The sequence below is a fragment of the Pseudomonas sp. 10(2024) genome, from assembly GCF_045164175.1.
Classification (GTDB): Bacteria; Pseudomonadota; Gammaproteobacteria; order Pseudomonadales; family Pseudomonadaceae; genus Aquipseudomonas; species Aquipseudomonas alloputida.
The window spans coordinates 1,418,031-1,442,428 of the sequence record NZ_CP174006.1 but is presented as its reverse complement, the minus strand read 5'-3'; the positions used below and the strand labels follow the sequence as shown (position 1 = coordinate 1,442,428).

Sequence of the window (24,398 nt, the reverse complement as noted above, 5' to 3'; positions counted from 1 at the left end):
GCGGGTTTCGATATCATTTCAGTATTCGAGACTTCTCTCTCTCGAATTCTTCGGTCGTTAGAACTCCGCTGGAACGAAGTTCAGAAATCTTTTCGAGCTCCTCATACCTGGATTGCGATACTGGAGAGCTCTTGATTTCGCCAAAAGCCCTCGGCTTTCCAATGAGAGACCAAATGAGGCAGACAACCCAAGCGACTACTGTCCAACCCAGCAGAAGATTAACCAAGAAAATCACGGTGTAATTTTCGTGATGTCGATGAAAAGCAATCATCATCGGGAGTATGTACAGAAAAAATGAGGCTGCAGCGATCAATATGTAGCTGCCGGTGAGGAATTCCATGGCCACTCCCTTGGATTGAAAGGTGCCAATTTAACACCTCATCGGCGAATAGCGAAAACCGCTACGCCCATGTGCTCATAGCGTCCTCAAGGGAGATTGGCCCTTCCTCATCCTCATGCAGTGCAAAGTCCTTCCAGGTGTAAGGAGTCGGCCGCTTCTTCTGGTCACGGTGCAGGTTTGCCATCAGCGCCGCCAGCATGGACATCGAGCGCTCTACACGCATGCCGATGTGAAGAGTTCCGCGGCGCTTCCTGTACTTCACCCAAGATCGGAACTCGCTCAGGCTGAGGGTTTCCTTGGCTTGCGCGATCGTCGAGCCCCCGACCCCGGAGAGGACGAGCTCGTGCCAGATCTCGTCTCGCTCGGTGAGCTCTTCGTCTTTCCCAAGTCATTGACCTGCTGAATGGCAAGCAACAGGGCGACAGACAGGGCTCCGTCAAGCGAACCTAAGCGCTTGGTGCTCTCCGGGTCTTTTTCCAGCTCCACCGGATCAAGCGGGCCGTGAGTGATGTCCATCGGACTGCTGAAAATCGGGTAACCATGCTCGTCGCAGATCGAAGCAGCGATCTTGCCGGCGATGGTGTCGTGCTTACCGTTGAACGACAGCACGTCGTTGACAGCCGTCTGATAGCCCAAGGGACGGACATACACAGTTGCGGTGAGCTTGGTGCCGTTCTGGAGCCAGCTGATTTCTTTCTCCACCGGACGCCCGGTAAACGAACCTACGCCCTTGAGCGCGTCGAGTGTCAGTTTCATGCGTTACCTCAGGCGTTGGTGGTCTTGCGAATCCAGGCGGAGCCGCCGGAACGCTGGATGGTGGCAGCAGTGGTCACCGCCGCGTTCGCCGCGAAATCGAACGGGAAGTCAGATACGTAGCCGTCGAACAAGAACCAGGTTCGGGTCGACGGCAACACGAAGTCATCCGCGTCGCCCAGGATCGCCGAAGCTGCTGCGCCGGTACCGGCGCCACCGGTGAGTGTGATACTCGGCTTGCTGGTGTAACCGGAGCCGGCATTGGTGATGTTAAAGCCAATCACTTTGCCGTCCTCGATGATCGCGGTTGCAGCAGCGCCGGTACCGCCGCCACCAGAGAACGCAACGGTAGGCGCCGAGGTATAGCCGGAACCGCCGCTGGTTAATTCGATGGCCGCAATTGCGCCAGCGACGCCAACAGTCGGCTTGATATCTTTGCCATCGGACCAGCCCACCACCCAACGAATGCTCTCGATGGTGTCATCCTCGGAGATCTGGTGGAGGCGAACGTGGGACGGGTTGCGCGGGTCGACGTTGAGTGTCAGCGAAGCCTGGCCTGGCGTGCGCAGGCCGCGCAGATACTTACGGACCGTATCGCTGAGGCAGGTCACCTCAACCTGGTCAGCCGGGTTGCCGCCCGGGTTGAACGCCGTTGCACACTCGATTTCGATAACTTCGAACTCGGACGGGTTACCAACTTTGGGCACCAGGGCGTAGATCTGGGTGCCTTGAGCGAGAATCGCCATGGGTCTCTCCAATTGCGGGCAAAAGAAAACCCGCACTGGGCGGGCTATTGGGGTTTGTTGCAGCTCTACCGGTGAACCATCCAGTCCACGTCGAAGCTGGCTCGGTAATTCTTCGTCTCTGGATCGCGACCTTCGACCCCCCAGCGGGTGACGTAGGCGTCCAGCTCAACCGCATCACGGATCGCGTCACGAACCTTTCGGGCAGAATCGCCGGTCGCGGCGTAGACATCGACCTGCAGGGTGACGCTGTCTAGATCCGGGCGGCCAGCCAGATAGTTCTCGGGGCTGCCGCTGACGATCTGCCAAACAGCGTATGGCTTGGTCACGCCCTGCTCCGCTTCGCCAAACGAGTAGAGGCGCATGCCAGTCCCGGCGCCGAGCAGCGCGGTAACGGCAGGGCTCTGCAGGCAGGCCTGTACGATGGGTGGTGTCATGAGCCTGCCGCCTTCTTCGCTGCGCGCCGAATGGCACGGTCGATTGCCTTCTCGTACTCGGTGACGAAAGTGTTGGTCACCTCGCTGATGCTGTCGGCCAGGGCCGGGCGCATGAATGGTGCGGCGGGCATTTTCTCCGTGCCGAACTCGATCAAGCGCCAGTGAGGCGTCGGAGCGTTTGAGCTGAGATCTCCGCCATCCTTGAGCACCGCGCCGTGCAGCACACCGATCCGGAAACCCAGGTCGCCAGTGCGCTTGAACAGCCGCCCATTCCAGCGCAGTGCGATGTTGTCCGATATCGACCGTCCAGTGGCCTTGTCGTCGATGCGCTCAGCGCCTGCCTTAGCCTTCTGCACCACCACCTGGGCAGCCTTGCGAAGCGCGGCCCGGCCACCCTTGCGGCGAACATCAACGCTGACCTCCGATAACTTTCCCAGCAGGCTGTCCAAGCCAAGAATGCTGAAATCGACACCGTCACCCATCCTTCACCCCCTTCTCGACCAATATCGTCAGATAGTCCAGACCGGACTTTGGGTCAGCCAGTGGCGGGCCGACGATGCTGTAAACCTCGCCTCGGTGAATGATGCGCATGGTTGGAAGCACGCCAGGCCGGTACCGGATCACCATCCTGCTGGTGGCCTGTGATTGGCCGGCCTGAGCCGCGATGAAGTCCCTGGCCGACAAGTCTTCGACACTGGCCGGGCATTTCTCCCAGCGGGAGACCCATTCAGGTTCGCCGAATTCCAGGGTCACCGGGTCACGCACCGGCCTCAGCTCCTGAATGTCGATGCGGTGCCGCAGTCTGCCGGCCTGCATCACACACCCATCCGGATGCGGTGCGGCATCAGCAGATGCTGGGACGCCAGCGGCAGCTCGGTGGCAATGGTGCCGGTGACGACATCTTCGCGGTTGGCGAACAAGTGGCCCAGCTTGAGCAAGCAGGCCGCCTGGATCTGGGCATTGATCACCATGCCATAGGCGATTGCGTCGGCCTGGTCGTAGGCGTCGGCCAGCACCTGCCGGGCATGCTCGAGCAGGCGGCAGCGTAGTGCATTGTCCGGCTCGGCCTCGGCGTCAGCCACGGCGGCGGCATTCGCCTCTTTGGCCGCCCGCATCGCCGCCGGAACGCCGGCACGGGCCTGGTCGAGCGCTACCTGATCCAGATAGAAGCGTCGATTTAGGAATTGCATCGCCGCCCCTTCTGCCGCCTCAAGCTGCGCCTGTACCAGCACCTGGTCGTCTGGCTCGGCTAGCAGATGGTGCATGGCGATGTCGATGGCGATCACGGACATGGATCACTCCTTGGGCTTGGTGGCCGCTCCCTTTCCGCCTTTGTTGGCCGGCTCCGGCGCCTTCTTGTTCTCGGGTTCCTGGGCTTTCTTCACGTCGTAATCCTCGATCAGGCCATTACGCAGCAAATCGCGAGCACGCAGCTCATCGACGGTAATTTCTTGGTTGCGCTTGACGTACGCGCCACCGTTGTTGAAGCCCTTGATGGTTTTCACTTTGACGTCTGGCATGTGCAGTAACGCCCGGTTTCCCGGGCGTGCTCCTGGGCGGATTAAGGGGTGGCTTCGAATTCGCCGTGCACGAACGACTCGGGGCGGTACACCGCCAGAGCCAGGCGCTCCTCGGCGCGAATGGTGACCATGTTGGTGCGGAAGTTGTCACCATCCTCGGTGGATACCTCGACAGCCGCCTCCTCACGGTCGAACACCTGGGCCGCGATGTTCATCGCACCGACCAGGAATTCGCCTTCTGGCACTGCGTTGCTGTCCACAACCGGCAGCTTCCACAGGCGCTGCACGCCGCCTTCTTGGACGTTCACCCAGATGTAGGAGCCGTTTGCGTCCTTGGTCAGCTCGATGTCGGCCCAGTCCACCGGGTTCAGGGCGATGGCCGAAGCGCGGTATTCGGCAACGCGCACCTGCAGGATCGCGCGGCGCAGGGTGTCGATCTTGGTGTCGCCGGTCTTGCGCAGCGCCTCGTTGAACGCAGTAGCCTGCGGGATCAGGCCCAGCAGATTCTGCCCGGTGCCGTCGCCGGCCAGCAGCTGCTCCTCTTCCTTGTACTTCAGGCCGTAGATCGCGCGGCCGTTGATGTAGCTCTGCAGCAGCGGGATGTCCGACAGCACCTGCTTGGAAGCGCGGAACCAGTGGGCAATGGTGATGACGTTGGTAGTCTTTAGGCCGAAGGACAGATCGGACTGGGCCTTCGCGGCGCCCTCACCCGCCTGCGGCGCGGCCATGTTCTGGAAGCCGGTTTCCTGCACGAACTCGACCGCGTTCGAGCCGGTGCGGCCTGGCATGATCAAGTCGCGAATGGTGAACTCACGCTCTGGGCCCACCACGATGCCGGGTACGCGGGTCGGCTGGATGGCCACGCCGACACCACCGGTCCCGGTGGTAGCGCTGGTGATGTTGGTGACGGCCTTCCGACCTACACGAACGATCCCGCGACCTCGGGTTTGCAGCGACTTGAAGTCGTCGCATTCGGTCAGCTCCTCGCCAGCCGACTTGAAGTCGACCGGATCATTCGCGGAGAAGCGGCGAGCCATCTTCTGCTCGATCTCCTGCAGGCGGTCCTGCAGGCCCAAGCCGTCTTTCACCAGGCCATCGAGAATGGTCTTGGTGTCGGCCAAGATGGTGCCGTGCGACTTGATCTCTTCAGTCGCCTTGGCGGCGAATGCCTTGATCTCTTTGTCGCGCTCGTCGAGCAGGTCGTTGACCGCCTTCAGTTGCAGCTTGTCTTCGGCGTGCTCCTTGCGCTGGAACTGGCGGTGTTCGGAGCGAGCCTGGTTGCTCATGGCGTTATGCATGATGAATCCTCAAAACGATGGGAGAGAAAGAGCTGGGCGCGATTTCAACGCCTCGACGATTTCGATTGCTGCCAGGTCGCCCTCGGACTCGCTCCGGAGCAGGTGCTGCAGCCCGCGGTTGGCAATCACCGTGGACTGAGATTTCGAGAAGCCTGCCTCGCGCAGGAGCAACTCAAATTCGGGCATCGAAGGCAGGCCGCCATGGGCCAGTTTCGACTTGATGGTGTCGGTGCGCGCCTCGTCATTGGCGGGCACGGTGACGATCGATATCTCGATCAGATCGAGTTTCGTCAGGGTTCGAATACCGGTCTTCTGGTCGAAGCTCGACTCGCGGACGTAGTAGCCGATAGATAGACCAGTGATCGATCTCGTCTGCATGCCTCGGAAGGCGATACGGGCGTACGGCGCGTCTGGAAGCCACAGCTCACCATCGCCAAACAAGCCGTGATCGTCTTCCTTCAGGCTTTCAATGTCCCAACTGCCAATTGGTTCTCGGGTCATGTGCTGCCACAGGACAGGGAAGGTGCGGCCCTTGGCCTTGGTATCCTCGATCGATTCGAGAAAGGCACCCGGCGCAACGACCTCCTTGTAGCTGTCGACCACGCCGAATACTGAGCCGTAGCCAGAAAAAAGGCCGTCGTCGCCGACAGCCTTCACGTCATAGTCGAAAGAGCGGTACTTGACCGCCGCCAGTCGATCCTTGTGCCTCATGGGGTATTACCTCTTGGCTGGTCATTGAGCCAGTCGAGCAGCGCCGACTTGGCCTGGTTGGCACCGCCGGGGTCTTCACCCAGCTTGTCGATCGGCAGCATGTTGGATTGCACGGTGAGCTTCGCGGCGTTACCGCCCTGCGGTGGCAGGTTTTCTTTGATTCGGCAGTCGTCTCGCGAGTAGATACCGTTCTGCGTCATGGAGCTGTAGAAGGCCGCCCGCGCCGCGCTGTCCATGCGCAGCAGCCCTTCCGGGTTGAACTTCACGTAGAAGCGGCGACGTTCGTCAGGGCGCAGCAGACGCCGGTTGGCGCACATCTCGATGCGTTTGATCCACGGCAGCAGGGTGAAGGATAGGAAGCCGATCATCTGCTGCTCCATGCCGGTGCCCCAGCTGGTGGAGTTCTGTGTGTGCCCGACCATCCACGGCGGCACGCGGAACCAGCGGCAAATCTCCTCGACGTTGAACGCCCTGGTCTGCAGCATCTGGGCATCCTCAGGCGTCATGGATACCTGCTGGTACTTCATGCCCGCTTCGAGAACCATCGTCTTGCCGTGGTTCGTCGCGCCTGAGAACTGCTTGATCATGTCCTCGCGGATATCCTTCCGCTGTTCCGGCTTGAGGATCTGGTCCGTGGACAGGACGCCGCCCAGCTTCATGCCGTTGGCGAACATCTTGGCCGCCGACTCATCAGCCGCCATGGCCGAGCCCAGCACCTGTCGCCCGTAGGCCAGAGGTGACAGGCCGCAAAGCGGGTCAACGCCGAAGGCTCGCACGTGCACCATCTGATCCTCGGTCAACGTGTGAGGCTTGCCGAAGTTGTCGATGTAGCGGTACTCGATCGAGCCATCGGCCAAGCGTCGCGGTGGCGACATGTTCTGCGGTAATAGAAATTCCAGGCTGGTCAGCGTGCGGCCGCTCTGGTGAGGCTCGCAGAAGGCGTTCCCCTGCAGCAACAAGCTGGCCAGGACGTTCTCCCAGAATTCCACCGGGGTTTGATCGGCGTTCGGCTGCTGGCTGATGACGAAGTTGACCGGGTGGGAGCTGGCCACCACCGGCGCGCCGTTCTTGTCCTCATACAGAGCGATCGGCAGCGTTGCAATGGTCTCGGCGATCAAGCGCACGCAAGCCCACACCGTCGAGAGCTGCAACGCCGTCTGCTGACTGACCACCTTTCCCGACGCTGAATCGGTGCCGTAGTACGTGTTCCAGAACGCGGAGTCGGTGAGGCCAATCTTGCGGCCAGCCCATCCAGCCAGGCTCGAAGCCACTCCCGGCTCGGCCGACTTCACCAAGGCCTGGCCGAGGATCTGCGTGAGTGATTTAGCCACCGATCAACCCCTTGCGAATGAAGCCCGCGGCGACCAGTAGCGAACCGGCAGCGGCCAGCAGCGCGTAACCCAGGCCGGCCAGCACATATACGCCAGCAACGCCCAGCAGCAAGCCGCCGGCGGCAAGCACCAGAAAGATGATCAGGCCAGTTTTCATAGGTTGTCCCATTAGCCAACCACGATAGGGTTGGCGAAGAAGTTGTCGAAGCCGCCAGAGCCTTCGGCAGCCAGGCGCAGAACCGATCCAACAGCCATGATCAGTGCCACGGCGCCGTCGATCTTGTTGTCTTCGCCCTGCTTGATTGGTCGCACCACGTCATCGTTACCCGGCAGGTTCTTGCCGATCACGTTGCCGATACACCAGGTCATGATCGGATTGCCGTCGTGGTGGAAGCGGCCCGCCTCAATTGCTGCCTCCAGCTCCTTCATGCCGTCGGACATGTTGGTGTAGTTCTGGGTGATGGTGATCGGGTTGAAGCCCTCGTCGTCCAGGTCATGGCTCAGACCAGTGGCTCCGTGCGGGTCGATCGGGCTCTCCCTGATGGGTGCCAGCTTGTTAGCGTCCTTGGTGTCCTCGAGGATTTCGCGGTAATCGACCTCGGCACCGGGCGTGGCGATCAGATGGCCAGTGTTGACCCAGGCTTGGAAGCGCTCGGACATTCGCTTGTTGTCTACGTCGTTGGCCGTGTCTTCCGGCACCCAGAACGCGGGCCCGACGCTGTAGTAGTGGATTTTCCCATCGACCTCACGCCAGAACAGCCTGGCCCTGGAGTTCATGTCCAGCTTCCGCGCCAGGTCGAAGCCGGCAACCCACTCCTGGCCCTCAAACTGTTCAAGCGTGAGCGTCTTGTCCTCGCAGGCTTTCCAGCTCTCCATGTTGAAGAAGCCGGACTTGGCGCTCACCCACAGGTTCAAGTGCTTGGTCTTGAACGTGTTGGTGAAGCGCGCCGAGCGGATCGCCCTGGCCAGCTGGCTCTCCAGGTACTCCTGGAACACGGACACTCCCATGCAGGGGTTGGCCTTGGCCAAGTTCTTCGGGTCGGTCCAGTCGTCGCCGTCGTCGAGCGTCCAGATGTAGCCGAACAGCTCGTCGTCGGGGACGGTGCCGTTGAGCATCTCGATGACCTGGCGCCGCTTGTCGTAGCACGGACCCTCAATATTCGCGCCGGCTGTGGTGATGATGAACATCAACGGCTGACGGCGTGCGCCCATGCCGGTGAGCATCGTGTCGTACTGGGCCGCACTGTCGTGCTCGTGGTATTCGTCGATGATCGCGCAGGACGGCGACGCACCATCACCGGGGTTGCCGATCAGCGGCTCGAAGCGGCTGCCGTTGGACGGGATGTTCAGGTTCGAGGCGTTGACCTCGATGCCTGCTGCCTCGATCAGCATCGGGGAGCGACTGACCATCAACCTTGCAGGACGGAACACCTCCCACGCCTGTTTCTCGGTGGTCGCACCGGAGTAGACCTCGGCGCCGAACTCGTTGTCGGCAGTGAACATGCTGATGCCAACGCCGGCAGCAATCACCGATTTGCCGTTCTTGCGCGGCACTTCCCAGTAGCTCTCGCGGAAGCGCCGGTACCCGCCCTTCTTCCGGACCCAGCCGAAGGTGCAGGCCAGGCCGAAGAGCTGCCAAGGCTCCAGGGTGATCAGCTGTCGCTTGAACGCCCATTCGCCCTTGGTGTGAGGCAGCAGCTGCATGAGCCGCAGCTTTTTCTCAGCCTTGGCCGGGTCGAACTTGTACGGGTAATCCTTCGATCGGCTGGCCGCTACGTCATCGAAGTGCCGCTCTATCGCCTGGTGGATGAAGCGGCAGGCGGGAAACTTTCCTTTGAGGACGGACTTTGCCCACGCCATCGCCTTGTCGACGTTGGTGTATTTGGCTCTGGCCATCAGGAACTCAGTAGGGCTGCGAACTCGTTGGTGGATTTCTGCTTGTTGCCGCCGATGATCCGCGTGCGGCTGGCCGGATCCAGACCCAGCATCGAACCGAAGGTGACCATCTGGCGCATCGCTTCGTTAGCTGCAGTGAGCGCCGGATTTTTCACCGGCCCGCCAGTGGCTCCTGCCACCACGATGCCGTGGGCGATAACCGATTCTTGTGCCCTTCGCCAGTTGCCGTAAGCAGAGCAGAACGCCTCGACGTTGTGCATGTCGGTCAGGGCAAGAACCTTTGCCCGGAGCAGTTCCGGAACCAGCATTTCCCATACCCGGGTGGCGTGTTCGCACAGCCATTCGGGCGCGTCGACATTGGTCACGAGGGCGAAATCTGGTTCGTCCTTGTTCAGCTTGCGCTTGCCGGGATTGCCGGCCAACGCCTTCTGGGCCGTGGGTTTTGGGCGACGGCCGGAGCGCCCGGCAACCCCTGGCATCGGCGCCTCCACTAAACTTTATATTTCGCGGGTGTAAAAAAACGACTGAGGGCGCGGTGTCCGAGCAAAAGGGCCTGAACTTTTGACCCTCCCCCTCCCTATAGACGAGATTTCGTCTCATTTGCGCCGTTTTCGATCATTTTTTGACCGATTTCGACTCCCGCTGCGTCTTCGTCTTGTGGCAGTCGCGGTTGATGGCTCGAAGGTTGTCGTCATCGTCCGTGCCGCCGTGGGCCAGGGCCACGATGTGGTCAACCTCATGCGCTTCGCGGATCCGGCCAAGCTGGGTGCAGTCATCGCACCGACAGAGGTACTGGTCTCTCTTCAGGATTCGCTCACGCTTGCGGCGCCAGGGGCGACCGCCACGGCCCGACCCCTTACGTGTCGCCCAGGCCTTGGCCTGCTCGGCAGCCATCTCGGCGTGGCCATCGCAGTAGCCATTGGCATTGCGATGCAGCGCCCGGCAGCCCTGTGCCCGGCATGGGCGCTGAGGCCTCATCGGCATGGCGATCCGTCCAGATAGTGAGCGCGAGGCAGTTCGTCTTGGTCGATGTCCACATCGTCAGCCAGAGCTTCGATCAGCTCCAGGTTCTGGCTTGCGATCTGCTCGAGCAGGCCGGTCTGCTTCTTCTGCTCGGCCAGCATCTGCTCCAGCAAGGAGACTGCGTGCTCGTTCATATGCCACCCTCGTCCACTTCATCATCCGTTCGCGCCTCTCAGCGCATCCGCTGCAGGCCATCAGCCCTCTACCTTCTTGCTCATGAATCGGTCGGAGTACTCGCGCAACTTCTCCACCCCAACGAATCCGACAAGGCAACCCGCGAAGACAGAGAGGTTGGGGGGAAGCGCGAAGTACTCCAGCACTGGTAGCAGGCTGATAGCTATCAAGCCGCAGATCGTGCCCTCGAGGGCGATCTTGCGACCGCGGCCACCGCCGTAGATGACACGACACATGGCCACGGCAGCAGCCATGCCACCGGTATACAGCTGCGGCTGGTGAGCAAGCACCCAGGCGAGCACAGCGGCCCACAGGCCAGGATCCTTCTCGGGCATGTTTGGCATCTCGATTCCTCCCTTTTGGGGAGTGGAGTAGGTTCGGCCCCAACAGCACACCCAGCTTGGGGCGATGGGTATGGTGGGGCCGAATACGAAAAAGCCCCGGCAAATGCCGAGGCTCAATAACGAAAAGCCCCGACGTTTGCCGGGGCCCTGAGTAACTAGAAGAGATTCATTGATACTGACGTTTGTTAATGGAGTCGAGGAGGTCATGCCCAGCCCATGTGAGCTGGTAATAGATCTCATCGGGGCGATCGCCGCTTGGCTCTACCTCGGTCTTCGCCAAAAACCCACCAGACTCCAAAATAGCCACCTGGTAGATAATTTCTTCAAGCAAAGCGTCCTCAGCCTCACCGCTACCTAGTACGCCGTGATTGGCCAGTACCTCTTCCATGAGTTCAGAGTGGGTTGGCCCATCCAGGGTAACCGTATACTCGATGAACTCCAGCACATCTTTCACCAGCTTCATGTCGCGCTTCATGGCTAGCCTCAGATCTTCCTTAGATGAGGAGCGATTCTAACCGGCCTTGCACGCAACAAAAACCCCGACGCAATGGCCGGGGTTTGTCAGTGTCTCGGTGCGTTGCAAGCTGGACACGCTGCTATAAAAACAGTCCTATTCCGCGCGTGCAACCCCTTTTTACGCAGCCTCTCGCAGACGATCCAAGGCGCAGTCGATCCACCCCACTCCAGTTTTAATGAGCTGCCGCGCGCTGGCCTCACTCATTTTGTACTTAATGCCGATCCGCTTGGCCGGCCACTTCGAGCCGTAGTACAGCCAGATGAAGTCACCCATCTGTTTGTCCCGCGCGCACAGCCTGGCCACGGCTCCATCAACCGCCATGGCCAACTCATCCGTGATCGCGTACCCCTTCGACTTCGACGGCGTGGCGTCCCTCATCAACGCCCAAGCCGGGGAGACGTAGCTAGGCACTCCCATTCCATCCATTCGCCACAGCCCCCACTGCTCGAGCATCTGCTCGGTATCACCCAGCGGCAGGCGAATTGGTTTCCTTGTATTCATGCAGCCCTCCGGGGCGTTGGGTCGGTGTCCAGGCCGAACAGCTCGCACAGCAGCTTGTAGGCATGTTTGTTCTTTGCGCCGCCTTGGATGATCCAGGCCTTAGCGAATTGCTCGAAGCCCTGGGCGGCCCGGGACCCGTGCCAGTCGGCCACGATATCCATCAGGGCTGCCGAGGCGATCCGGCCATTGGTTTGGTCCAGTAGCATGCGATTGCCCTGCTTCAGGAACTGCCGCTCGACAGGGGTCAGGGTCTTGCGCGGCATGACCGCTGCGACGTTACTCATGGCCATCTCCTGGCTTGGATTCTTGATTAAACATCCTCCCTTGGGATGGATGCTGTGAGGTGCTGCAACCCGCGCCGGTAGTGGCGTCGGCGGTTGCAGGCTCGGTTTTGTGTCCCGGCAATGTCTCGGTGTGAATGGCGGCGAATCCCTGCCCGTCGAGATGCTTGTGCCAGGCCTCCAGCGCCTGACGCTTCAGGCCCTCGGCGGTGGTGTGGATGTAGGTAGCGTCGAGGTCCTTCATGGCGTGGTTCAACAGCAGTTCGCCCACCATGTAGTCCACCCCAAGGTCGGTCCACGCCGTGCGGGCCACCTTGCGCAGGTCATGGCTCGACCATTCGCCCTTGGCCAGATCAGTGAACAAGGTGTTGGCCTTGCTCGGGCTCAGCGGTGCACCGTGGCTGCCCGGGAACAACAGCGGCCCGGTGTAGCCCTGGGCGACCTGCAGGCCTTGGTATCGGCGCAGCAGCGCGCAGGCCTGGATCGTCAGCGGCAGCGTGTGCTCCGCCTTGGTCTTGGTGTCGCCGGCCGGGATGAACCAGCGCCCCGCGTCGAGGTTGACGTTGCGCCAGCACGCCAGCCGGGTCTCACCCAGACGGGAGCCGTGGCACAGCATCATCAGGGCCAGCATGCAGCCCGCCGGCTCCACCTCGAAGCGCTCGGCCACCACCACCAGCAAGCCCGGCACATCGTCACCGCGCAGGCGCGCCGGCCGGGGCCTGATCCGGGTTCGCACGAAGTCGGTGAACTTCAGCGAGGCCATGGGGTTGGCCGGCAGCATGTCCAAGCGCAAGGCCTGACGGAACGCCACCGAGAGCACGCCATACACCGAACGCACGAAAGACAGCGCATAGCGCTCCTGCATCGGCCACATCAGGCGCTGGTCGATCGCCTGCTTGTTGGTCTCGGCCAGCGGCAGGTCACCCAGGCGAGGCACCAGATGGCGATCAAGCGCCGATTTGGCACTTGCCTTGCGCTTGGCCGAAAGCCCCCGGTCACGGCTCATCCGGTCGCGGTACCACGCCAGCACATCGCCCACCGTGGCCCAGTTGGTGGTCGTCGACTTGGCATCGGCATCGGCAGCCCGGCGCGCCAGGATGGCCGGAAGCGTGGCCAGCATGGTCTTGGTGTTGATCCCTGGGTAATCGCCGGCCTTGCCCCAGCGACCGCGCACCACGACGTGCCAGGCGCCGCGGGAACGGTCAACAGTCGAGAACCGGAACCGCAGCTCCCGGTGGCGGGTATCGCGCAGCTGGAAGACCTCGCCGGTGGCATGCCGGCGGATCTCCGCATCACTGAGGGTCACGGTGAGAGTCTTGGCAGCGCTCATGTGTCCCTCCTCGGCCAGAGATTGAGGCCTTTCTGATCGCCAGCGTCGTAGCAGGCGCGGGCCTTCGCGTGGCGGTTGTTCCAGCTCTCGACAGCGATCCGCATCACATCCGCCACCTGCAGGTCATACAGCTGCTCAAACGTGCCCAGGGTCAGCGTGTCGATGTTCGGCCCCTGTGCGCCGCAGTCGTGGCACCAGACGTGCGCCGAGACCATCGGGAACTCGTCAGAGGGGTCGAAGGTGTGGCCCTCAGAAATTTCGGTACCGGCCTCATCCTTCGCCGTGATGCAAGGCGGCCCTTCGCAGAATGGGCATGGCGCCATCTTGATTGGCTCGATCACAGGTCAGCCCCCTTGTAGCGCTGGGCATATGTGCCACGCCCCATCTCCACCTCGTCATCGCTTGGCGGGCGACCCTGAAACGGCACAAAGCGAACGTATTCGCCCATGGCCTGCACCAGGCAGGTGCCGGGCTTTCCGTGTCGGCATTTGCCCACGATCAGCTCGGTGACGCCGTTCTGACCCTCTTCGCTGTCAGGGTCGCGGTGCACCAGGATCACAGCGTCGGCATCCTGCTCGATCTGCCCCGAATCCCGCAGGTCGCTCGGGCGCGGGCGTTTGTCAGGTCGGTTGGCCGGGCCGCGGTTCAACTGCGCCAGCACGATCACCGGCACGCCGAGCTCCTTGGCCAAGTTCTTCAGCGCCGTGCTGATCCTGCCGACTTCCAATGCGCGGTTCTGGCCGCCCTCTGAAGCGATTAGGGTCAGGTAGTCCACCACCAGCACGTCAAGGCCTTCCCGCTTCTGGCACTGCCTGGCGATTGAGCGGATGCGCGCCATCGTCATCCCCGGCTGGTCGTTGACGAAGAGCCGGGCCTTGCCCAGCAGGCCAACCGCGCTGGTGATCCTGGGCCAGTCGTCATCTTGCAGGGTTGTACCGGCATCCAGGCGCGACAGGCTGACGCCGCCCAAGGAGGCAATGCCCCGGGCGGTCAGCTCTTCCTTGGTCATCTCCATCGAGAACACCAGACCGGAATGGCCGTGGCGGGTGGTGACGTGCTGGGCGATCTGCAGGCCGAGAATGGTTTTCCCCGAACCTGGCAGCCCAGCAACCACGATCATGTGCCCAGGCCGCAGCCCGCACAGGATGGCATCCAGATCGTCCAGACCAGTCGTCAGTCCGCGCGAGACTGCGCCGTTGAACCGCGCGTCAATCCCGTCGATCACCGCCGGCAGCACCTCACTGATGCGGTAGTACTCCGGCTCCCCGCTGTCGAGGTTGCGCAGGTCAGCGGTAGCCTGCTGCGCCAGCGCGATAATCTCCTCGACCGGCTTGTCATCGTGGGCGCTACCGCGGATGACCTCGGCCACCTCGACCACTCGCCGCAGCGTCGAACGCTCGAGCACGGTATTGAGGTATGACTTCCAGTTCGCGGTGCTGGGCGTGTTCTTGGCGATCGTGCCGGCATAGAAGATCGTGCCCTCGCCACTTGGCAGCGCTGGGTAGCGCGTGCCGACCGTCACGGCGTCGACGGCGTGACCAGCGTCATGGGTGTTGAGGATCGCCTGATACAGCGCAGCGTTTTCCAGATCGCTGAAGTCTTCCGTGGTCAGCTTGCTGGTGATCTCGTCGAAGAGGTTGGCGTCAAGCAGCAGCGCGCCCAGCAGCGCGTGCTCCGCCTCGATACTGAACAGTTCCCTCATGCCACAGCCCTCATCGAGGACCAGGTGAAGCCAACCTGCTGGCCACCGTTCTGCCGCAGGCGGTCAAGGGCGCGATCACCAATGTATGACTTGAGGCCCTCGGCATTCAGGTTGCTGACCACCACGGTCGGCAGTACCGCCTGGTACCGGCGGTCGATGATGCTGTGCAGTAGGCCCAGCTCGTACTCGCTGCCTTTCTGGGCGCCGACCTCATCAATCACCAGCAGGTCAAGGCCGCCAAGGTGGACCACTGCATCGCGGTCGGTGTAGCCAGAGCCAGGCACCATCGAGGCGCGGGCGATGCTCACGATATCCCCGGCCGGGATGATCAGCGCCCGACCGTGGTCGGCAACCACGGTGCGCACGATAGCGCTGGCCAGATGAGTTTTGCCGCAGCCGACATTCCCCGTCAGCAGAAGCGAACGACCTGCTCGGAAGTTGGCCGGGAACTGCTCGGCATAGGCACCGCACTTGGCCAGAGCCTTGTGCTGCGGCTCTTTCTCGGCTCGATAGCTGTCGAAGGTGGCGGCGGCGAAGCGCGGCGTGATCCCGGCGCCGATCAGCGCGGCCATGGTGTCCTCGGCCTTGCGCTGGGCGGTGGCCAGAGCGCGCTCGGCCGAGTCGCGAGGCGTGGTGTGCAGGGCCTCCCAGGCGCAGCGCTTGCAGCCACGCGCCAGCATCGAGCCGTCCAGCTGTTCGACTTCGGTCATATCGACTTGGCCGTGCACGGCGCACTCGCCGGAGAAGATGCGCATGAAGGGGCGACGGTGGAACAGATCAGAAATTCGAGCGGCCATCGTGGCTCTCCTGGTACATGTCATCGGTGTGGTGAGGGAGATTGTTGAATGCGCCGCCCTGGGCAGCTGCGCCAGCTGGTTGCAGAACGTCGTGCCAGCGCTCGCCGTTGAGCCAGGTGGAGGCCATCGGGATGTACTGGCCGGCATCCTTGGTCCAGTCCCGCGACACGCAGTGCTGCGCCAGAGCAGTGATCATCACCACCTGCAGTTCTGCGTCAGGGTTGATCTTGTTCCAGGCCTTCAGCGCGTCCTTCCGGCTCTTCTTTTTCGGGTACAGCTTCCAGAACTGCTCGAACCCATCCGCCACCGAAGTGCACGTAGGTTTAGGTTCATTGACTGGTTCAGAAGGGTGACTGGTTCTGGTGCTTTCTGGGCCTACACCCCCTGTAGGCTGTGGGCCTACCCCTGTGCTTTCTGGGCCTACAGGGGTGCTGTTTCGGCCTACACCGGAAAGGGTCAGGTAATACAGGTTGGTAGAGTTCCCTTTCGGCCCCTCTCTATTCTCGATACGCAGCAGGCCCTGAGCCGCAAGCTGCTTGATGTGCTTGCGCACGGTGCTGCGGTCGATCTCGCATTGATCGGCAACGTGCTGATAGGACGGCCAGCACTCGCCCTGGTCGCTGGCGTTGTCCGCCAGCTTGATCAGCACCAACTTGCGCAGCGGGTTACCGACCTTGGTCTTCATGGCCTTGACCATCAATTCCATGCTCATGGGTTCAGATCTCCAACTCAGCGGTAACCCGCTGGACAAACTGGCCGTAGGGTTCGGCCATGGTGATGCCCTGTTCTTCCATTGCGGCCCGATATGCTTTGGCCGTGCTGTAAACCACCCAACGCTCGCGCTCAGGCAAATGTCGAGCCCCGGCGTAACTGGGCCATGGGCCCATCACCAATGATTCGGCGCCGCAGGGCTCAGTCGCTGTAGCCAGTCCGTCCGGATCGATTGCAAGCCGTTCAAGAAACGCCTTGTTCACCTGCTCCCGAAGCTCAAGGGCAGGGAACCCGGTTAGTCGCCGAACCAGCACCCGCAAAGCCCACTGCGCCATGAGCACTTCAAACTTGGCTTCGCGTAGGGAGTCTTCCTCTGCCTCATCCGAGAAGAAGATTTCCTCAGCCAGGTCGCAGTGGTTCCAGGCTCGGTACGCGAGCTGGTCGTTGGTCAATGGTTCGAAATACGCCTCGTTGATCACCACCGGATCGGTGGGCTTCCGGCCAAACAGAGGAATCACGTTGTCGGTCATTGCGGCGCCCTCGGGTTGATCTTGAATCGCCCTTGTGGGATCTCCGGATGGGTTGCACGCTCGGATGTGACGTACGCGCATTGCTCCACGAACTGGTCAAATCGGCGCGTGATTGCCGGCTTGGGCCAGATCGCAAAAGGCTGTCCCCCTTCGTCGGAATGGCGGCTGCGCACCATGGCGAACGGCAGCGGAGCCCCTGAAACCTCACGCATCACTGCGTTGACCACCCAGGCCGGCAGGCCATGGCGATTGTTGATGCGGTAGCGGATCGTGGTGATGGTCTCGAAGCCGCTGGGCACGGAATCGAGATAGCGGACCTGCTCAAGCTTGGTCGTGCGATCTTCGACGCGCTCCAGCGCCACCTGGTGGGCGGCCTGCTGCCGCTCGATGGCGACCAACTGATTCGCACTGGCAGCGATGAGCTCGGCCTGGGTCATCGGTCGGCCCTGCTGCCCCTCCAGTTCGTTCAGGCGAGCAAGTACGCGACGACGAACACCCTTCGACTCACGCATAGCAACCAGCTTGCATTGGTCAGCGGTCAGGCGCAGCCCTTCAGACTGGGTGTTGTTCAAATTTTGCACTACGAAAATTTCGTAGTGCTCCCCATCGAGCTCATCCTTGCAGCGAGCAACAAAATCGTTGTGCCGGACCGATCCTTCGCCGAACGAAGCCCGCGCCTCGTTGACTAGCGCCAGCAGCTCGGTGGTGTCCATGGTGGTGAAAGCTGCAGAAGGCAGGATCATGCCGTACCTCCCACATCTTTTGCATCATGGAAGGCAGCGGCGTTGCGGTGCGGGTACAGGAAATTGCGAGTGTCGAAGACGACACGCTCAAACAGGCGCTCAAGCTCGCCAGTTACAGGATTGTCGAAGCCCCCGAGTGAAGGCACGACATGCGCCCAGTACAAGGCTTTGATCAACTTGAATGACTCGCGGGCTTCGTTGAAGCGTGCGATTTCGGCGGCGGTGAGGGTTACGTCCTGGACGATCTCGCCGGCAACCGAGATCGGCATCAGTTGGGTGCGCACTGTTACCATGCATCACCTCCCGCGCCACGGACTGGAGAGGTAGATTTCTGTGGCGCGCCCCCTTCGAGGTCGATAATCGACAACCCGGCACCACCGTAGTTGTTGAGGTGACCTTCAAAGCCGAGCAATTCGTGATTGGTAGCCTGGCAATCACCGACCCAACGGTCGTAATCCAAATGGCGACCGACCTCCTGATCCGCCACCCAGCCCGGCAACTGGCCGTGGAGGCGCATCTCTGAAAGATAGGTCCACCAACGACTGGCATGGTTTCGCTCGGCGATCAGCAGTCCGACGACGACTGCGCGCTGGTCTTTGGTGAAGATCGCGGCAAGACCGCCGTCAGGCTGGCAAACACCATCTGAAGATGGCGGATGTTGATTTGGAGTTTCGGCAATGGTATTTTTTGGGTGCATGAAATCGTCTCCAAGTGACGAAGATTCAAAAGGTCCCTGCCAGGGGACTGGTTAAGAAGCCCGGCCTGCGAAGCCGGGTTTTCTGCTTTCTGGGCTAAGCCAAACGCAGAATTTGGTAGGGCCGCACGGTTAAGGCGGCTTTACGGTGACTGTCCTGATCATTCAAATTTCCCCCTGCCTTCAAAGCTCTCACAAAAAAAGTCGGAATCAAGGCCTGACCGCAAACCTGGCTCGTAAGTAATTTTGCTGATGCTTGCCGACCGGTGTGTTTCCTGTCCGTGCAAGGTTTTTCTTAGATCAGCCGGCGGAGCTAGGTGTGATTGTCCGAGACCCAAGCGATCGCCATAAGGTGATAAACACACTAGTGATTTCATACAGGGCTACTCACGGGACTGTATGAACGAACAGCACCTTCAGTTGGCTCTGCAAGAACCGCGATAACCGACATAATCAGTTCAAGATCGGCACGTGGTCTGCTCACGGATCCACTGCTTGGGAATGCCTTGAGTTCGAATGCCTCAAGAGATCCGCCAGCGCGCGAACGAACAACGATTTGACGGCCACTGCGGATAGCTTTGCTAATTGCGGCCTGGCTGGTACCAAGCTTCTTTGCGGCTTCTTCCTGGCCGTGTTGACCAACAAAATCCGCTAATTGAACTGGTGTCATGGGCTCACCTGAGAACGGCTTATGGCACGAAAGATAACCGCCGGTAGTGAAAATGTCTACACCCATGGTTTTTGACCTGCATAACCATCAGTTCTAGGATGAACACATGAAAAAACGAGCCCTTCCCCCAGAACAAGCTGAAGAATGCGCCAAGCTCAAAGAGGTATTCCTCTCCCGGAAGAACCGAAATGTCACCCAGGGAGCGATAGCGACCGAACTTGAGATCAGTCAGGCGGCAGTTAGCCATTACCTAAATGGGTACAACCCTCTCAACGCTCGCACAGCTGCAGTCTTTGCCAAGATGCTTGAAGTTCCGGTATCGGTTTTTAGCCCCCGTCTCGCGAAGGAAATCGCGTACACCACCGAGGCGGCTCGTATCGGTGAAGTTGCATCCTCGGAAGACAGCAATATCAAGCTCACGGCTCAGCCATCGATGTCTTATCGCTATCCGGTAATCAGCTGGGTGGCAGCTGGTGACTGGGCTGAGGCTGTTGAGCCGTTTCCGCCCGGCTTCTCGGACAGGTACGAGGTTTCAGATTACGAAGCGAAAGGCGCCGCGTTCTGGCTCGAGGTCAAAGGTGACTCAATGACCGCGCCAACCGGCACAAGCATTCCAGAGGGAATGATGATCCTAGTGGACACAGATGCCGACGCAAGCTCGGGCAAGCTCGTTGTGGCGAAACTGACCGACAGCAACGAGGCGACCTTCAAAAAGCTGATCGAAGACGCCGGCCGAAGATTTTTGAAGCCCCTCAACCCCGCGTATCCGATGCTCCAGGTGAATGGGAACTGCAAGATAATTGGCGTCGTCGTCCGAGCCATGCTGAGGCTCTGAGAGACTTTTCCGCCAAGCAAACGGCCCGCAAAAGCGGGCCTTTTTTCGACTGAACAAAAATTTATAACCATCGGTATTGACTGAGAGTTATAACCGCTAGTATCTTCTGCTCATTGCCACCCTGCATGGAGCAGCCAAGATGACCACCAATACCATCACCCTTTCTGGATTTACGGGATTACTCGGTCGCGGTGCTGCTCCGCGTGAACTGGAATGTCTGCTTGCCATTGCTGGTGGAGCCTCAGGCAAGGAAGCCGCTCGGGCATTGGGCATCAGCGAAGATGGCGTCAAGAAGCGCCTGATCGCCCTCGGCACCAAATGGGGTGTCACCCGTCGCGCTGCGCTGGTTGCTGAGGCATTCAAGCGTGGCGTCATCAGCCCTGCCGTAACCGCACTGGCCCTGATTATGGCCATCCACGGCATGATCGGAGACGACCAAGCTATGCGTGTTCGTCGTGGCGGCAACAGCGGCGAGCGAAAGATCGAAACTCGTGTAGCAACCCAGCGCGCAGAGTGCGCCTTGGTGGTGGCATAACGCTGCCCGCCTGACCTGATCCAACCCTGAATTTTGCGAAAGCCAATAAACGCGGCAGGCCCCCGGCTTGCCCAAAAAATGGAGTTTGAACATGCTCATCTTGACCCGCCGCGTAGGCGAATCCATCCGCATCAACGACGACATCACCGTCACCGTCCTGGGCGTCCAGGGGATGCAGGTTCGACTGGGTGTCGAAGCGCCTGAGGAGGTCGCCGTTCACCGCCAGGAGATCTACGAACGCATCCAGGCCGGCCAGGCGCAGGAGGTGCCCAATGGCGTTTGATTACGACAGCCGCACCGCCGACAAATTTGTTGTCCGCCTCCCTGATGGCATGCGCGACCAGGTGAACGCCGCGGCCACCGCCGACGACCGCAGCATGAACAGCCTGATTGTGAAGGCAATCCGCGAGTATCTGGACCTGCAGCAACGCCAGCAGACGCTGCTCGGGGCTCTGGTGCTGGCAAACCAGATGCAGGGCCAGCAGGACACGCAGGTGCAGCAGCCATGAACCAGGCTGGCCTGCTGCTCCTGCTGTGGGATGCTCTGCAGCAGCGTGAGACCACCTTTGGACAGGTTCTCGACCTGTCCGCCGCCTGCGGCCTGGACGGGCGCCGAGTGCTGGCCGACCATTTCCGGGGGTGCTCATGAGCCATCGCGATGTCAGCCAAGCTGCAATGGAGATCATCGAATCGATGGGGCTCAAGCGGGGTCGCGGCCAGATCAACTCGGTCGCATCGAGGTCGGCTGCAAAGCTCCCGTCTGCGCAGATTGCAGAGCCGGCCCGGAAATTATCTGGCCCGGCACAGCCTCCGGCCGGCCCCATCAATCGCTTCATGTACTTGGAAGCGAGGAACTGGGCGATTGATTTGGTCGCCTCGCTGCGAGGCTCTCCGGTCGAGGTAGTGGTAGAGCGATTGAACGGCGCGACTGCAGGCCGGCCAGGCAGCTATGTGGCCGGCATCCAATCGGTTATCGGAGAACTGCAGGCCGGAGCAAGCCATGACTAGGCGCGGGCCAGTCAAGCGCTGGACTGAGGCGGAAGATGCTGTCCTTCGCCAGTTCTATCCGATCCGAACGAACAAGGAAATGCTCGTGTTGTTGCCAGAACGCACGAAGACCGCGATCACACTGAGGGCCAATCTGTTCGGCCTGAGTAAGACCGAGGCACATCGATCAGAAACACATCGACGAATCTTTCTGGCTGCATGTGAAGCCCGGGGAGAATCGCCGGGCCAAGATCCTAGACCGATAGGCGCTACCCATCGTAAAGGCCGGTACACCCTAATCAAGATCGCTCAGCCCGATGTGTGGAAGCCACTGCATATCCATACCTGGGAACGGGTAAACGGCCCAGTCCCCGAAGGAATGATCGTCGCGGCAAAGGATGGGAACGTCCAGAACGTCAACCTCGATAACCTTTGCCTGCGGACGCGAGCCGAGCACCAATTGCGCAACAACCACCACTACCGAGGACTGCCGGAGGAGATCGTTGACATCCTCCATCTGCAGAACGAACTGAAAAAAGAGATCAAGAGGAAGACTAGGAATGAAAAATAAGCTCAGCGACCTTCGCGACCACCTGTTCGCCCAGCTTGAAGCGGTGCGTGAGGCCGATGACGACAACTTGGCCAAGGAAGTCCAGCGCGCCCAGTCAGTATCGGATATCAGCCGTGTGCTGATAGAGAGCGCGAAGGTTGAGATCGACTACTTCCGCCACATCGGCGGCGATAACCCGGCCAGCTCGTTCATCGAGTCGAAGCCAGCCCTACCGCCAGCGAAACGAACCTGACGTGACAGATCAATGTGACAACCAAAACCTGACGCGTCAGGCCGGGAGGAAGGTATGAGTGAAGAGACTGAGGTGTTGACGGTCGAGGGCTTGGCCAAGTTGCTGGGCCGCACCGAGGCGTCAATCAGGGAGGGGATTCGCCGCGGCGTGCCTTGGCTGCCCAAGAGCTTCAAGATGGGCAACCGGCACTGCTGGCTTAGGGAGGATGTGCGCAAATTCCTGCATCAATTGCGTAATGGCGAGGTGGCGCATAAGAAAACAGGCCGTAAGCGTAACCCACCCCCAAATTTACGGGGTGTAGCTTAAGGAGTTACAGGGCGGGGCGATAGGAATTCGTCTACATGCTGGATAACCTTCGCGACCTCTGGAACACGCCCCCCAAGCTCCGTGTAAATATACAAGTAATCCAACGACTCAACTGTTCGGCTAACTTCGGACTTTTCGTATGTCTTGCCTGCAATCGCATAGCAAATTCTCAAGTCCTCAGTCGGGGTATCCCGCAGGCATGGGTCATCCGTCACGGGATGAAAACCTAGCGCTCCATGTATGGCATCAACCGTGAGAGCCGGATCTATCTTTTCATAGTGATTAAACTCAGCGAGGAACCAAGCTTCCAGCTCCATGGTTGTAAGAATGAAATCGACCGGGGCCAGCGAGCCCTTCACATACATGCGCATACCTTGCTCCAGCTTGGGTATTTCCTCACGAGAGAATTGTGGCCGAACATCTCTTATGCACACAATCTTCTCATACCCAGCCTTGGTAAGACCTTCATGTTCTTCTTGCAAACGGGTTTTAACTTGAGTTTCACCACCGCAATCAACAATTAGAACGAAAAACTCGTGCTCCCCGCTTGCATCGGCAGCCTTAATAACCTTTACTTGCCTAGGTGCCTTAACTCCACCACTTATCTGCCGCTGCTCAATCGTGACATTATGAGCGCCTGCAATCTCTGTAACTAGTTTATCAACAAATAGAAGCTCTGAGTAACCCTCTACGAAGAAAGCGATGCGGCGCATTATTCTGTCCTTGATTCGTTAAGATAATCCATCTCAAAGAAGGAGAAGTTACTCAAACCAGTAAACCTAAACTCGTCGAACTGCTCTGCTGAATTTTCGTAGTTCCGAGCGCGCACGCAAGAGCCGGTTCGCTGCAAAACAGTCCACTCCTCTAATGGGACCTCATTCATTACAAAGCGATCATTGCTTGACATGATCAACTGCAGCCCGGATATCTCAGACTTCTCTCGCAATACGTTGATCACTTGACAAGAACGCTCAAAGTCCAAACCTTCGCCGATATCATCAACGACAACACAAGTACTCACACCCTTCATCTGCATATAATTCAAATGCACAAAAAGAGATAGAACCCTATACATCCCTTGTGACATACCGAACTGATCAGTCGTACAGGTAAGCCCACGCTCTCTGACCCGAATTGAGAGCAATTCTCCAGGCACACCTTCAAACCTTACCGATACCGGCGCACCCAGCTCTATGGATTCGATTGCATAACCAACCTTATGCATATCAGCTATGACTGCATCGATATATGACTGCCCGAACTGCTTGATTGCTTGACGGAACAAGCCAGAGACTTGATTCTCATCGCGCTCGTCGACTGCCGGACCGTTAGGAACAAATATCGTTACATGATCTTTGCCAAACAACGAACCGAATCTATAGTGTCGAACCTGAGATGCCCATTGATGGATAGGCTCAAGAAATCCATGCTGTATCGAATCCCTTCTTTTGAATATCGATATCTCGGATGGAGGAGTTTGAAACTCGATAGACTGACCAGTACCGATCTTATCTGCCCATATATGCCCAACCCCCCCTTTAGTTCTATGCAGGTAGGAGTGACCATTAATCTCAAGGGACTCTAATAACACTTGCTGATCTTCTACATGAAGCTCATAAAAGTACTCTTTCTCCTCATGCATCCATTTAATACGATAATGTGATGACAATGGGAGTGGGCCGTTGGAAGTCAAGCTTCTGGCGATAGCAGCAATTAAGTTGAGGGTTCTCGTTTTGCCTGTTGAGTTTTTCCCAACCACCAAATTTCGCTGACCAAGGGTAGTACGTTCAAGACGCCATTCCTGGGCTGTTCCAGCATACTCGCTGTATTCAATTTCCTTGAGAAACACGTTAATTCTCCTCTGCCTCCAGCAAACATTTTCCGCC

General features: G+C 59.6%; 42 protein-coding genes. 9 read left to right on the top strand and 33 right to left on the bottom strand.

From position 1 onward, the window contains the following. Positions 1-13: 13 nt before the first annotated feature. From ACI7M0_RS06620 to ACI7M0_RS06470, 31 genes are all read right to left on the bottom strand, one after another. The gene (locus ACI7M0_RS06620) at positions 14-340 is read right to left on the bottom strand and encodes a superinfection immunity protein (protein ID WP_129932371.1); all 327 of its coding nucleotides are present in this window, start codon (positions 338-340) and stop codon (positions 14-16) included. Positions 341-401: 61 nt separating this feature from the next. Beyond that, positions 402-545, bottom strand: a complete 144-nt coding sequence (locus ACI7M0_RS06615) for a hypothetical protein (protein ID WP_405314558.1) — start codon at positions 543-545, stop codon at positions 402-404. Between the two features lie 74 nt (positions 546-619). Continuing rightward, the gene (locus tag ACI7M0_RS06610) at positions 620-1,096 is read right to left on the bottom strand and encodes a phage tail assembly chaperone family protein, TAC (RefSeq protein WP_129932373.1); all 477 of its coding nucleotides are present in this window, start codon (positions 1,094-1,096) and stop codon (positions 620-622) included. An 8-nt stretch (positions 1,097-1,104) separates the two neighbouring features. Continuing rightward, complete coding sequence (locus ACI7M0_RS06605) at positions 1,105-1,839, bottom strand: phage tail tube protein (protein ID WP_129932374.1); 735 nt, start codon at positions 1,837-1,839, stop codon at positions 1,105-1,107. 65 nt (positions 1,840-1,904) lie between these two features. Then, positions 1,905-2,273 carry a DUF3168 domain-containing protein gene (locus ACI7M0_RS06600; protein WP_012053489.1) on the bottom strand — a complete coding sequence of 123 codons (369 nt, stop codon included), beginning with the start codon at positions 2,271-2,273 and terminating at the stop codon, positions 1,905-1,907. Then, positions 2,270-2,755, bottom strand: coding sequence for an HK97-gp10 family putative phage morphogenesis protein (locus tag ACI7M0_RS06595; RefSeq protein WP_129932375.1), 486 nt, complete (start codon positions 2,753-2,755; stop codon positions 2,270-2,272). The genes ACI7M0_RS06600 and ACI7M0_RS06595 overlap by 4 nt, the downstream gene beginning before the upstream one ends. After that, positions 2,748-3,089, bottom strand: a complete 342-nt coding sequence (locus tag ACI7M0_RS06590; RefSeq protein WP_129932412.1) for a phage head closure protein — start codon at positions 3,087-3,089, stop codon at positions 2,748-2,750. Before ACI7M0_RS06590 ends, ACI7M0_RS06595 begins: the two co-directional genes overlap by 8 nt. Then, a complete protein-coding gene (locus ACI7M0_RS06585) occupies positions 3,089-3,565 on the bottom strand; it encodes a head-tail connector protein (protein WP_129932376.1) in 477 nt (158 codons plus the stop codon). Before ACI7M0_RS06585 ends, ACI7M0_RS06590 begins: the two co-directional genes overlap by 1 nt. Before the next feature lie 3 nt (positions 3,566-3,568). Further along, positions 3,569-3,793 (bottom strand): hypothetical protein, encoded by a 225-nt coding sequence (locus ACI7M0_RS06580; RefSeq protein ID WP_129932377.1) that lies wholly within the window; start codon positions 3,791-3,793, stop codon positions 3,569-3,571. Between the two features lie 41 nt (positions 3,794-3,834). Then, a complete protein-coding gene (locus ACI7M0_RS06575) occupies positions 3,835-5,091 on the bottom strand; it encodes a phage major capsid protein (protein WP_129932378.1) in 1,257 nt (418 codons plus the stop codon). Between the two features lie 9 nt (positions 5,092-5,100). Beyond that, positions 5,101-5,802, bottom strand: coding sequence for an HK97 family phage prohead protease (locus ACI7M0_RS06570; RefSeq protein ID WP_129932379.1), 702 nt, complete (start codon positions 5,800-5,802; stop codon positions 5,101-5,103). Further along, positions 5,799-7,133: a phage portal protein gene (locus ACI7M0_RS06565; protein ID WP_129932380.1), complete on the bottom strand. Its 1,335-nt coding sequence runs from the start codon at positions 7,131-7,133 to the stop codon at positions 5,799-5,801. Before ACI7M0_RS06565 ends, ACI7M0_RS06570 begins: the two co-directional genes overlap by 4 nt. Continuing rightward, positions 7,126-7,290: a hypothetical protein gene (locus ACI7M0_RS06560; RefSeq protein WP_010952648.1), complete on the bottom strand. Its 165-nt coding sequence runs from the start codon at positions 7,288-7,290 to the stop codon at positions 7,126-7,128. Before ACI7M0_RS06560 ends, ACI7M0_RS06565 begins: the two co-directional genes overlap by 8 nt. 11 nt (positions 7,291-7,301) lie before the next feature. Then, complete coding sequence (locus ACI7M0_RS06555; protein WP_129932381.1) at positions 7,302-9,029, bottom strand: terminase large subunit; 1,728 nt, start codon at positions 9,027-9,029, stop codon at positions 7,302-7,304. Next, a complete protein-coding gene (locus tag ACI7M0_RS06550; protein ID WP_108078152.1) occupies positions 9,029-9,508 on the bottom strand; it encodes a phage terminase small subunit P27 family in 480 nt (159 codons plus the stop codon). Before ACI7M0_RS06550 ends, ACI7M0_RS06555 begins: the two co-directional genes overlap by 1 nt. 136 nt (positions 9,509-9,644) lie before the next feature. Next, positions 9,645-10,013: an HNH endonuclease gene (locus tag ACI7M0_RS06545; protein WP_129932382.1), complete on the bottom strand. Its 369-nt coding sequence runs from the start codon at positions 10,011-10,013 to the stop codon at positions 9,645-9,647. Beyond that, entirely contained in the window at positions 10,004-10,186 is a 183-nt protein-coding gene (locus tag ACI7M0_RS06540) for a hypothetical protein (protein ID WP_129932383.1), read from the bottom strand. Before ACI7M0_RS06540 ends, ACI7M0_RS06545 begins: the two co-directional genes overlap by 10 nt. Positions 10,187-10,246: 60 nt before the next feature. Continuing rightward, complete coding sequence (locus tag ACI7M0_RS06535; protein ID WP_371920364.1) at positions 10,247-10,561, bottom strand: phage holin, lambda family; 315 nt, start codon at positions 10,559-10,561, stop codon at positions 10,247-10,249. Positions 10,562-10,736: 175 nt separating this feature from the next. Next, on the bottom strand, positions 10,737-11,045 hold the full coding sequence (locus ACI7M0_RS06530; protein ID WP_129932385.1) for a DUF2513 domain-containing protein: 309 nt from the start codon (positions 11,043-11,045) through the stop codon (positions 10,737-10,739). A gap of 159 nt (positions 11,046-11,204) precedes the next feature. Next, positions 11,205-11,588 carry an antiterminator Q family protein gene (locus tag ACI7M0_RS06525; RefSeq protein WP_129932386.1) on the bottom strand — a complete coding sequence of 128 codons (384 nt, stop codon included), beginning with the start codon at positions 11,586-11,588 and terminating at the stop codon, positions 11,205-11,207. Then, a complete protein-coding gene (locus tag ACI7M0_RS06520) occupies positions 11,585-11,872 on the bottom strand; it encodes a hypothetical protein (protein ID WP_129932387.1) in 288 nt (95 codons plus the stop codon). Before ACI7M0_RS06520 ends, ACI7M0_RS06525 begins: the two co-directional genes overlap by 4 nt. Further along, entirely contained in the window at positions 11,865-13,199 is a 1,335-nt protein-coding gene (locus ACI7M0_RS06515) for a site-specific integrase (protein WP_129932388.1), read from the bottom strand. The genes ACI7M0_RS06520 and ACI7M0_RS06515 overlap by 8 nt, the downstream gene beginning before the upstream one ends. Further along, positions 13,196-13,540, bottom strand: coding sequence for a Lar family restriction alleviation protein (locus ACI7M0_RS06510; RefSeq protein WP_129932389.1), 345 nt, complete (start codon positions 13,538-13,540; stop codon positions 13,196-13,198). Before ACI7M0_RS06510 ends, ACI7M0_RS06515 begins: the two co-directional genes overlap by 4 nt. Next, entirely contained in the window at positions 13,537-14,901 is a 1,365-nt protein-coding gene (locus ACI7M0_RS06505; protein ID WP_129932390.1) for a DnaB-like helicase C-terminal domain-containing protein, read from the bottom strand. Before ACI7M0_RS06505 ends, ACI7M0_RS06510 begins: the two co-directional genes overlap by 4 nt. Continuing rightward, complete coding sequence (locus tag ACI7M0_RS06500) at positions 14,898-15,698, bottom strand: ATP-binding protein (protein WP_129932391.1); 801 nt, start codon at positions 15,696-15,698, stop codon at positions 14,898-14,900. The genes ACI7M0_RS06505 and ACI7M0_RS06500 overlap by 4 nt, the downstream gene beginning before the upstream one ends. Further along, complete coding sequence (locus ACI7M0_RS06495) at positions 15,679-16,410, bottom strand: helix-turn-helix domain-containing protein (RefSeq protein WP_129932392.1); 732 nt, start codon at positions 16,408-16,410, stop codon at positions 15,679-15,681. The genes ACI7M0_RS06500 and ACI7M0_RS06495 overlap by 20 nt, the downstream gene beginning before the upstream one ends. 4 nt (positions 16,411-16,414) lie before the next feature. Beyond that, positions 16,415-16,939 carry a hypothetical protein gene (locus ACI7M0_RS06490; RefSeq protein WP_256658193.1) on the bottom strand — a complete coding sequence of 175 codons (525 nt, stop codon included), beginning with the start codon at positions 16,937-16,939 and terminating at the stop codon, positions 16,415-16,417. Beyond that, positions 16,936-17,682, bottom strand: a complete 747-nt coding sequence (locus ACI7M0_RS06485) for a phage antirepressor (RefSeq protein WP_129932393.1) — start codon at positions 17,680-17,682, stop codon at positions 16,936-16,938. The genes ACI7M0_RS06490 and ACI7M0_RS06485 overlap by 4 nt, the downstream gene beginning before the upstream one ends. Next, on the bottom strand, positions 17,679-17,975 hold the full coding sequence (locus ACI7M0_RS06480) for a hypothetical protein (RefSeq protein WP_129932394.1): 297 nt from the start codon (positions 17,973-17,975) through the stop codon (positions 17,679-17,681). Before ACI7M0_RS06480 ends, ACI7M0_RS06485 begins: the two co-directional genes overlap by 4 nt. Beyond that, positions 17,969-18,379, bottom strand: coding sequence for a hypothetical protein (locus ACI7M0_RS06475; protein ID WP_129932395.1), 411 nt, complete (start codon positions 18,377-18,379; stop codon positions 17,969-17,971). Before ACI7M0_RS06475 ends, ACI7M0_RS06480 begins: the two co-directional genes overlap by 7 nt. Before the next feature lie 370 nt (positions 18,380-18,749). After that, positions 18,750-19,112: a Cro/CI family transcriptional regulator gene (locus ACI7M0_RS06470; protein WP_256658191.1), complete on the bottom strand. Its 363-nt coding sequence runs from the start codon at positions 19,110-19,112 to the stop codon at positions 18,750-18,752. Between the two features lie 40 nt (positions 19,113-19,152). On the opposite strand from ACI7M0_RS06470, the gene ACI7M0_RS06465 reads away from it, so the two are divergent. The 9 genes from ACI7M0_RS06465 (at position 19,153) to ACI7M0_RS06425 (ending at position 22,512) form a co-directional block, all read left to right on the top strand. Beyond that, the gene (locus tag ACI7M0_RS06465) at positions 19,153-19,881 is read left to right on the top strand and encodes a LexA family transcriptional regulator (RefSeq protein WP_129932396.1); all 729 of its coding nucleotides are present in this window, start codon (positions 19,153-19,155) and stop codon (positions 19,879-19,881) included. Positions 19,882-20,020: 139 nt separating this feature from the next. Then, a complete protein-coding gene (locus tag ACI7M0_RS06460; protein WP_129932397.1) occupies positions 20,021-20,416 on the top strand; it encodes a LuxR C-terminal-related transcriptional regulator in 396 nt (131 codons plus the stop codon). A gap of 91 nt (positions 20,417-20,507) precedes the next feature. Beyond that, positions 20,508-20,699: a carbon storage regulator CsrA gene (gene csrA, locus ACI7M0_RS06455; protein ID WP_129932398.1), complete on the top strand. Its 192-nt coding sequence runs from the start codon at positions 20,508-20,510 to the stop codon at positions 20,697-20,699. After that, positions 20,689-20,925, top strand: coding sequence for a CopG family ribbon-helix-helix protein (locus ACI7M0_RS06450; protein ID WP_129932399.1), 237 nt, complete (start codon positions 20,689-20,691; stop codon positions 20,923-20,925). The genes csrA and ACI7M0_RS06450 overlap by 11 nt, the downstream gene beginning before the upstream one ends. Next, positions 20,922-21,065 (top strand): hypothetical protein, encoded by a 144-nt coding sequence (locus tag ACI7M0_RS06445; protein ID WP_165366984.1) that lies wholly within the window; start codon positions 20,922-20,924, stop codon positions 21,063-21,065. The genes ACI7M0_RS06450 and ACI7M0_RS06445 overlap by 4 nt, the downstream gene beginning before the upstream one ends. Then, complete coding sequence (locus ACI7M0_RS06440) at positions 21,062-21,424, top strand: hypothetical protein (RefSeq protein WP_129932400.1); 363 nt, start codon at positions 21,062-21,064, stop codon at positions 21,422-21,424. Before ACI7M0_RS06445 ends, ACI7M0_RS06440 begins: the two co-directional genes overlap by 4 nt. Beyond that, positions 21,417-21,974, top strand: a complete 558-nt coding sequence (locus ACI7M0_RS06435; RefSeq protein ID WP_129932401.1) for an HNH endonuclease signature motif containing protein — start codon at positions 21,417-21,419, stop codon at positions 21,972-21,974. Before ACI7M0_RS06440 ends, ACI7M0_RS06435 begins: the two co-directional genes overlap by 8 nt. After that, positions 21,964-22,206, top strand: a complete 243-nt coding sequence (locus ACI7M0_RS06430; protein ID WP_129932402.1) for a hypothetical protein — start codon at positions 21,964-21,966, stop codon at positions 22,204-22,206. The genes ACI7M0_RS06435 and ACI7M0_RS06430 overlap by 11 nt, the downstream gene beginning before the upstream one ends. A 54-nt stretch (positions 22,207-22,260) precedes the next feature. Next, the gene (locus tag ACI7M0_RS06425; protein ID WP_129932403.1) at positions 22,261-22,512 is read left to right on the top strand and encodes an AlpA family transcriptional regulator; all 252 of its coding nucleotides are present in this window, start codon (positions 22,261-22,263) and stop codon (positions 22,510-22,512) included. Here ACI7M0_RS06425 and ACI7M0_RS06420 read toward each other — a convergent pair. Both ACI7M0_RS06420 and ACI7M0_RS06415 read right to left on the bottom strand, forming a co-directional pair. Next, a complete protein-coding gene (locus ACI7M0_RS06420; RefSeq protein ID WP_129932404.1) occupies positions 22,509-23,225 on the bottom strand; it encodes a hypothetical protein in 717 nt (238 codons plus the stop codon). The two genes, ACI7M0_RS06425 and ACI7M0_RS06420, sit on opposite strands and share 4 nt — an antisense overlap. Beyond that, positions 23,225-24,361: an AAA family ATPase gene (locus ACI7M0_RS06415; RefSeq protein WP_165366985.1), complete on the bottom strand. Its 1,137-nt coding sequence runs from the start codon at positions 24,359-24,361 to the stop codon at positions 23,225-23,227. The genes ACI7M0_RS06420 and ACI7M0_RS06415 overlap by 1 nt, the downstream gene beginning before the upstream one ends. Between the last annotated feature and the right edge of the window lie 37 nt (positions 24,362-24,398).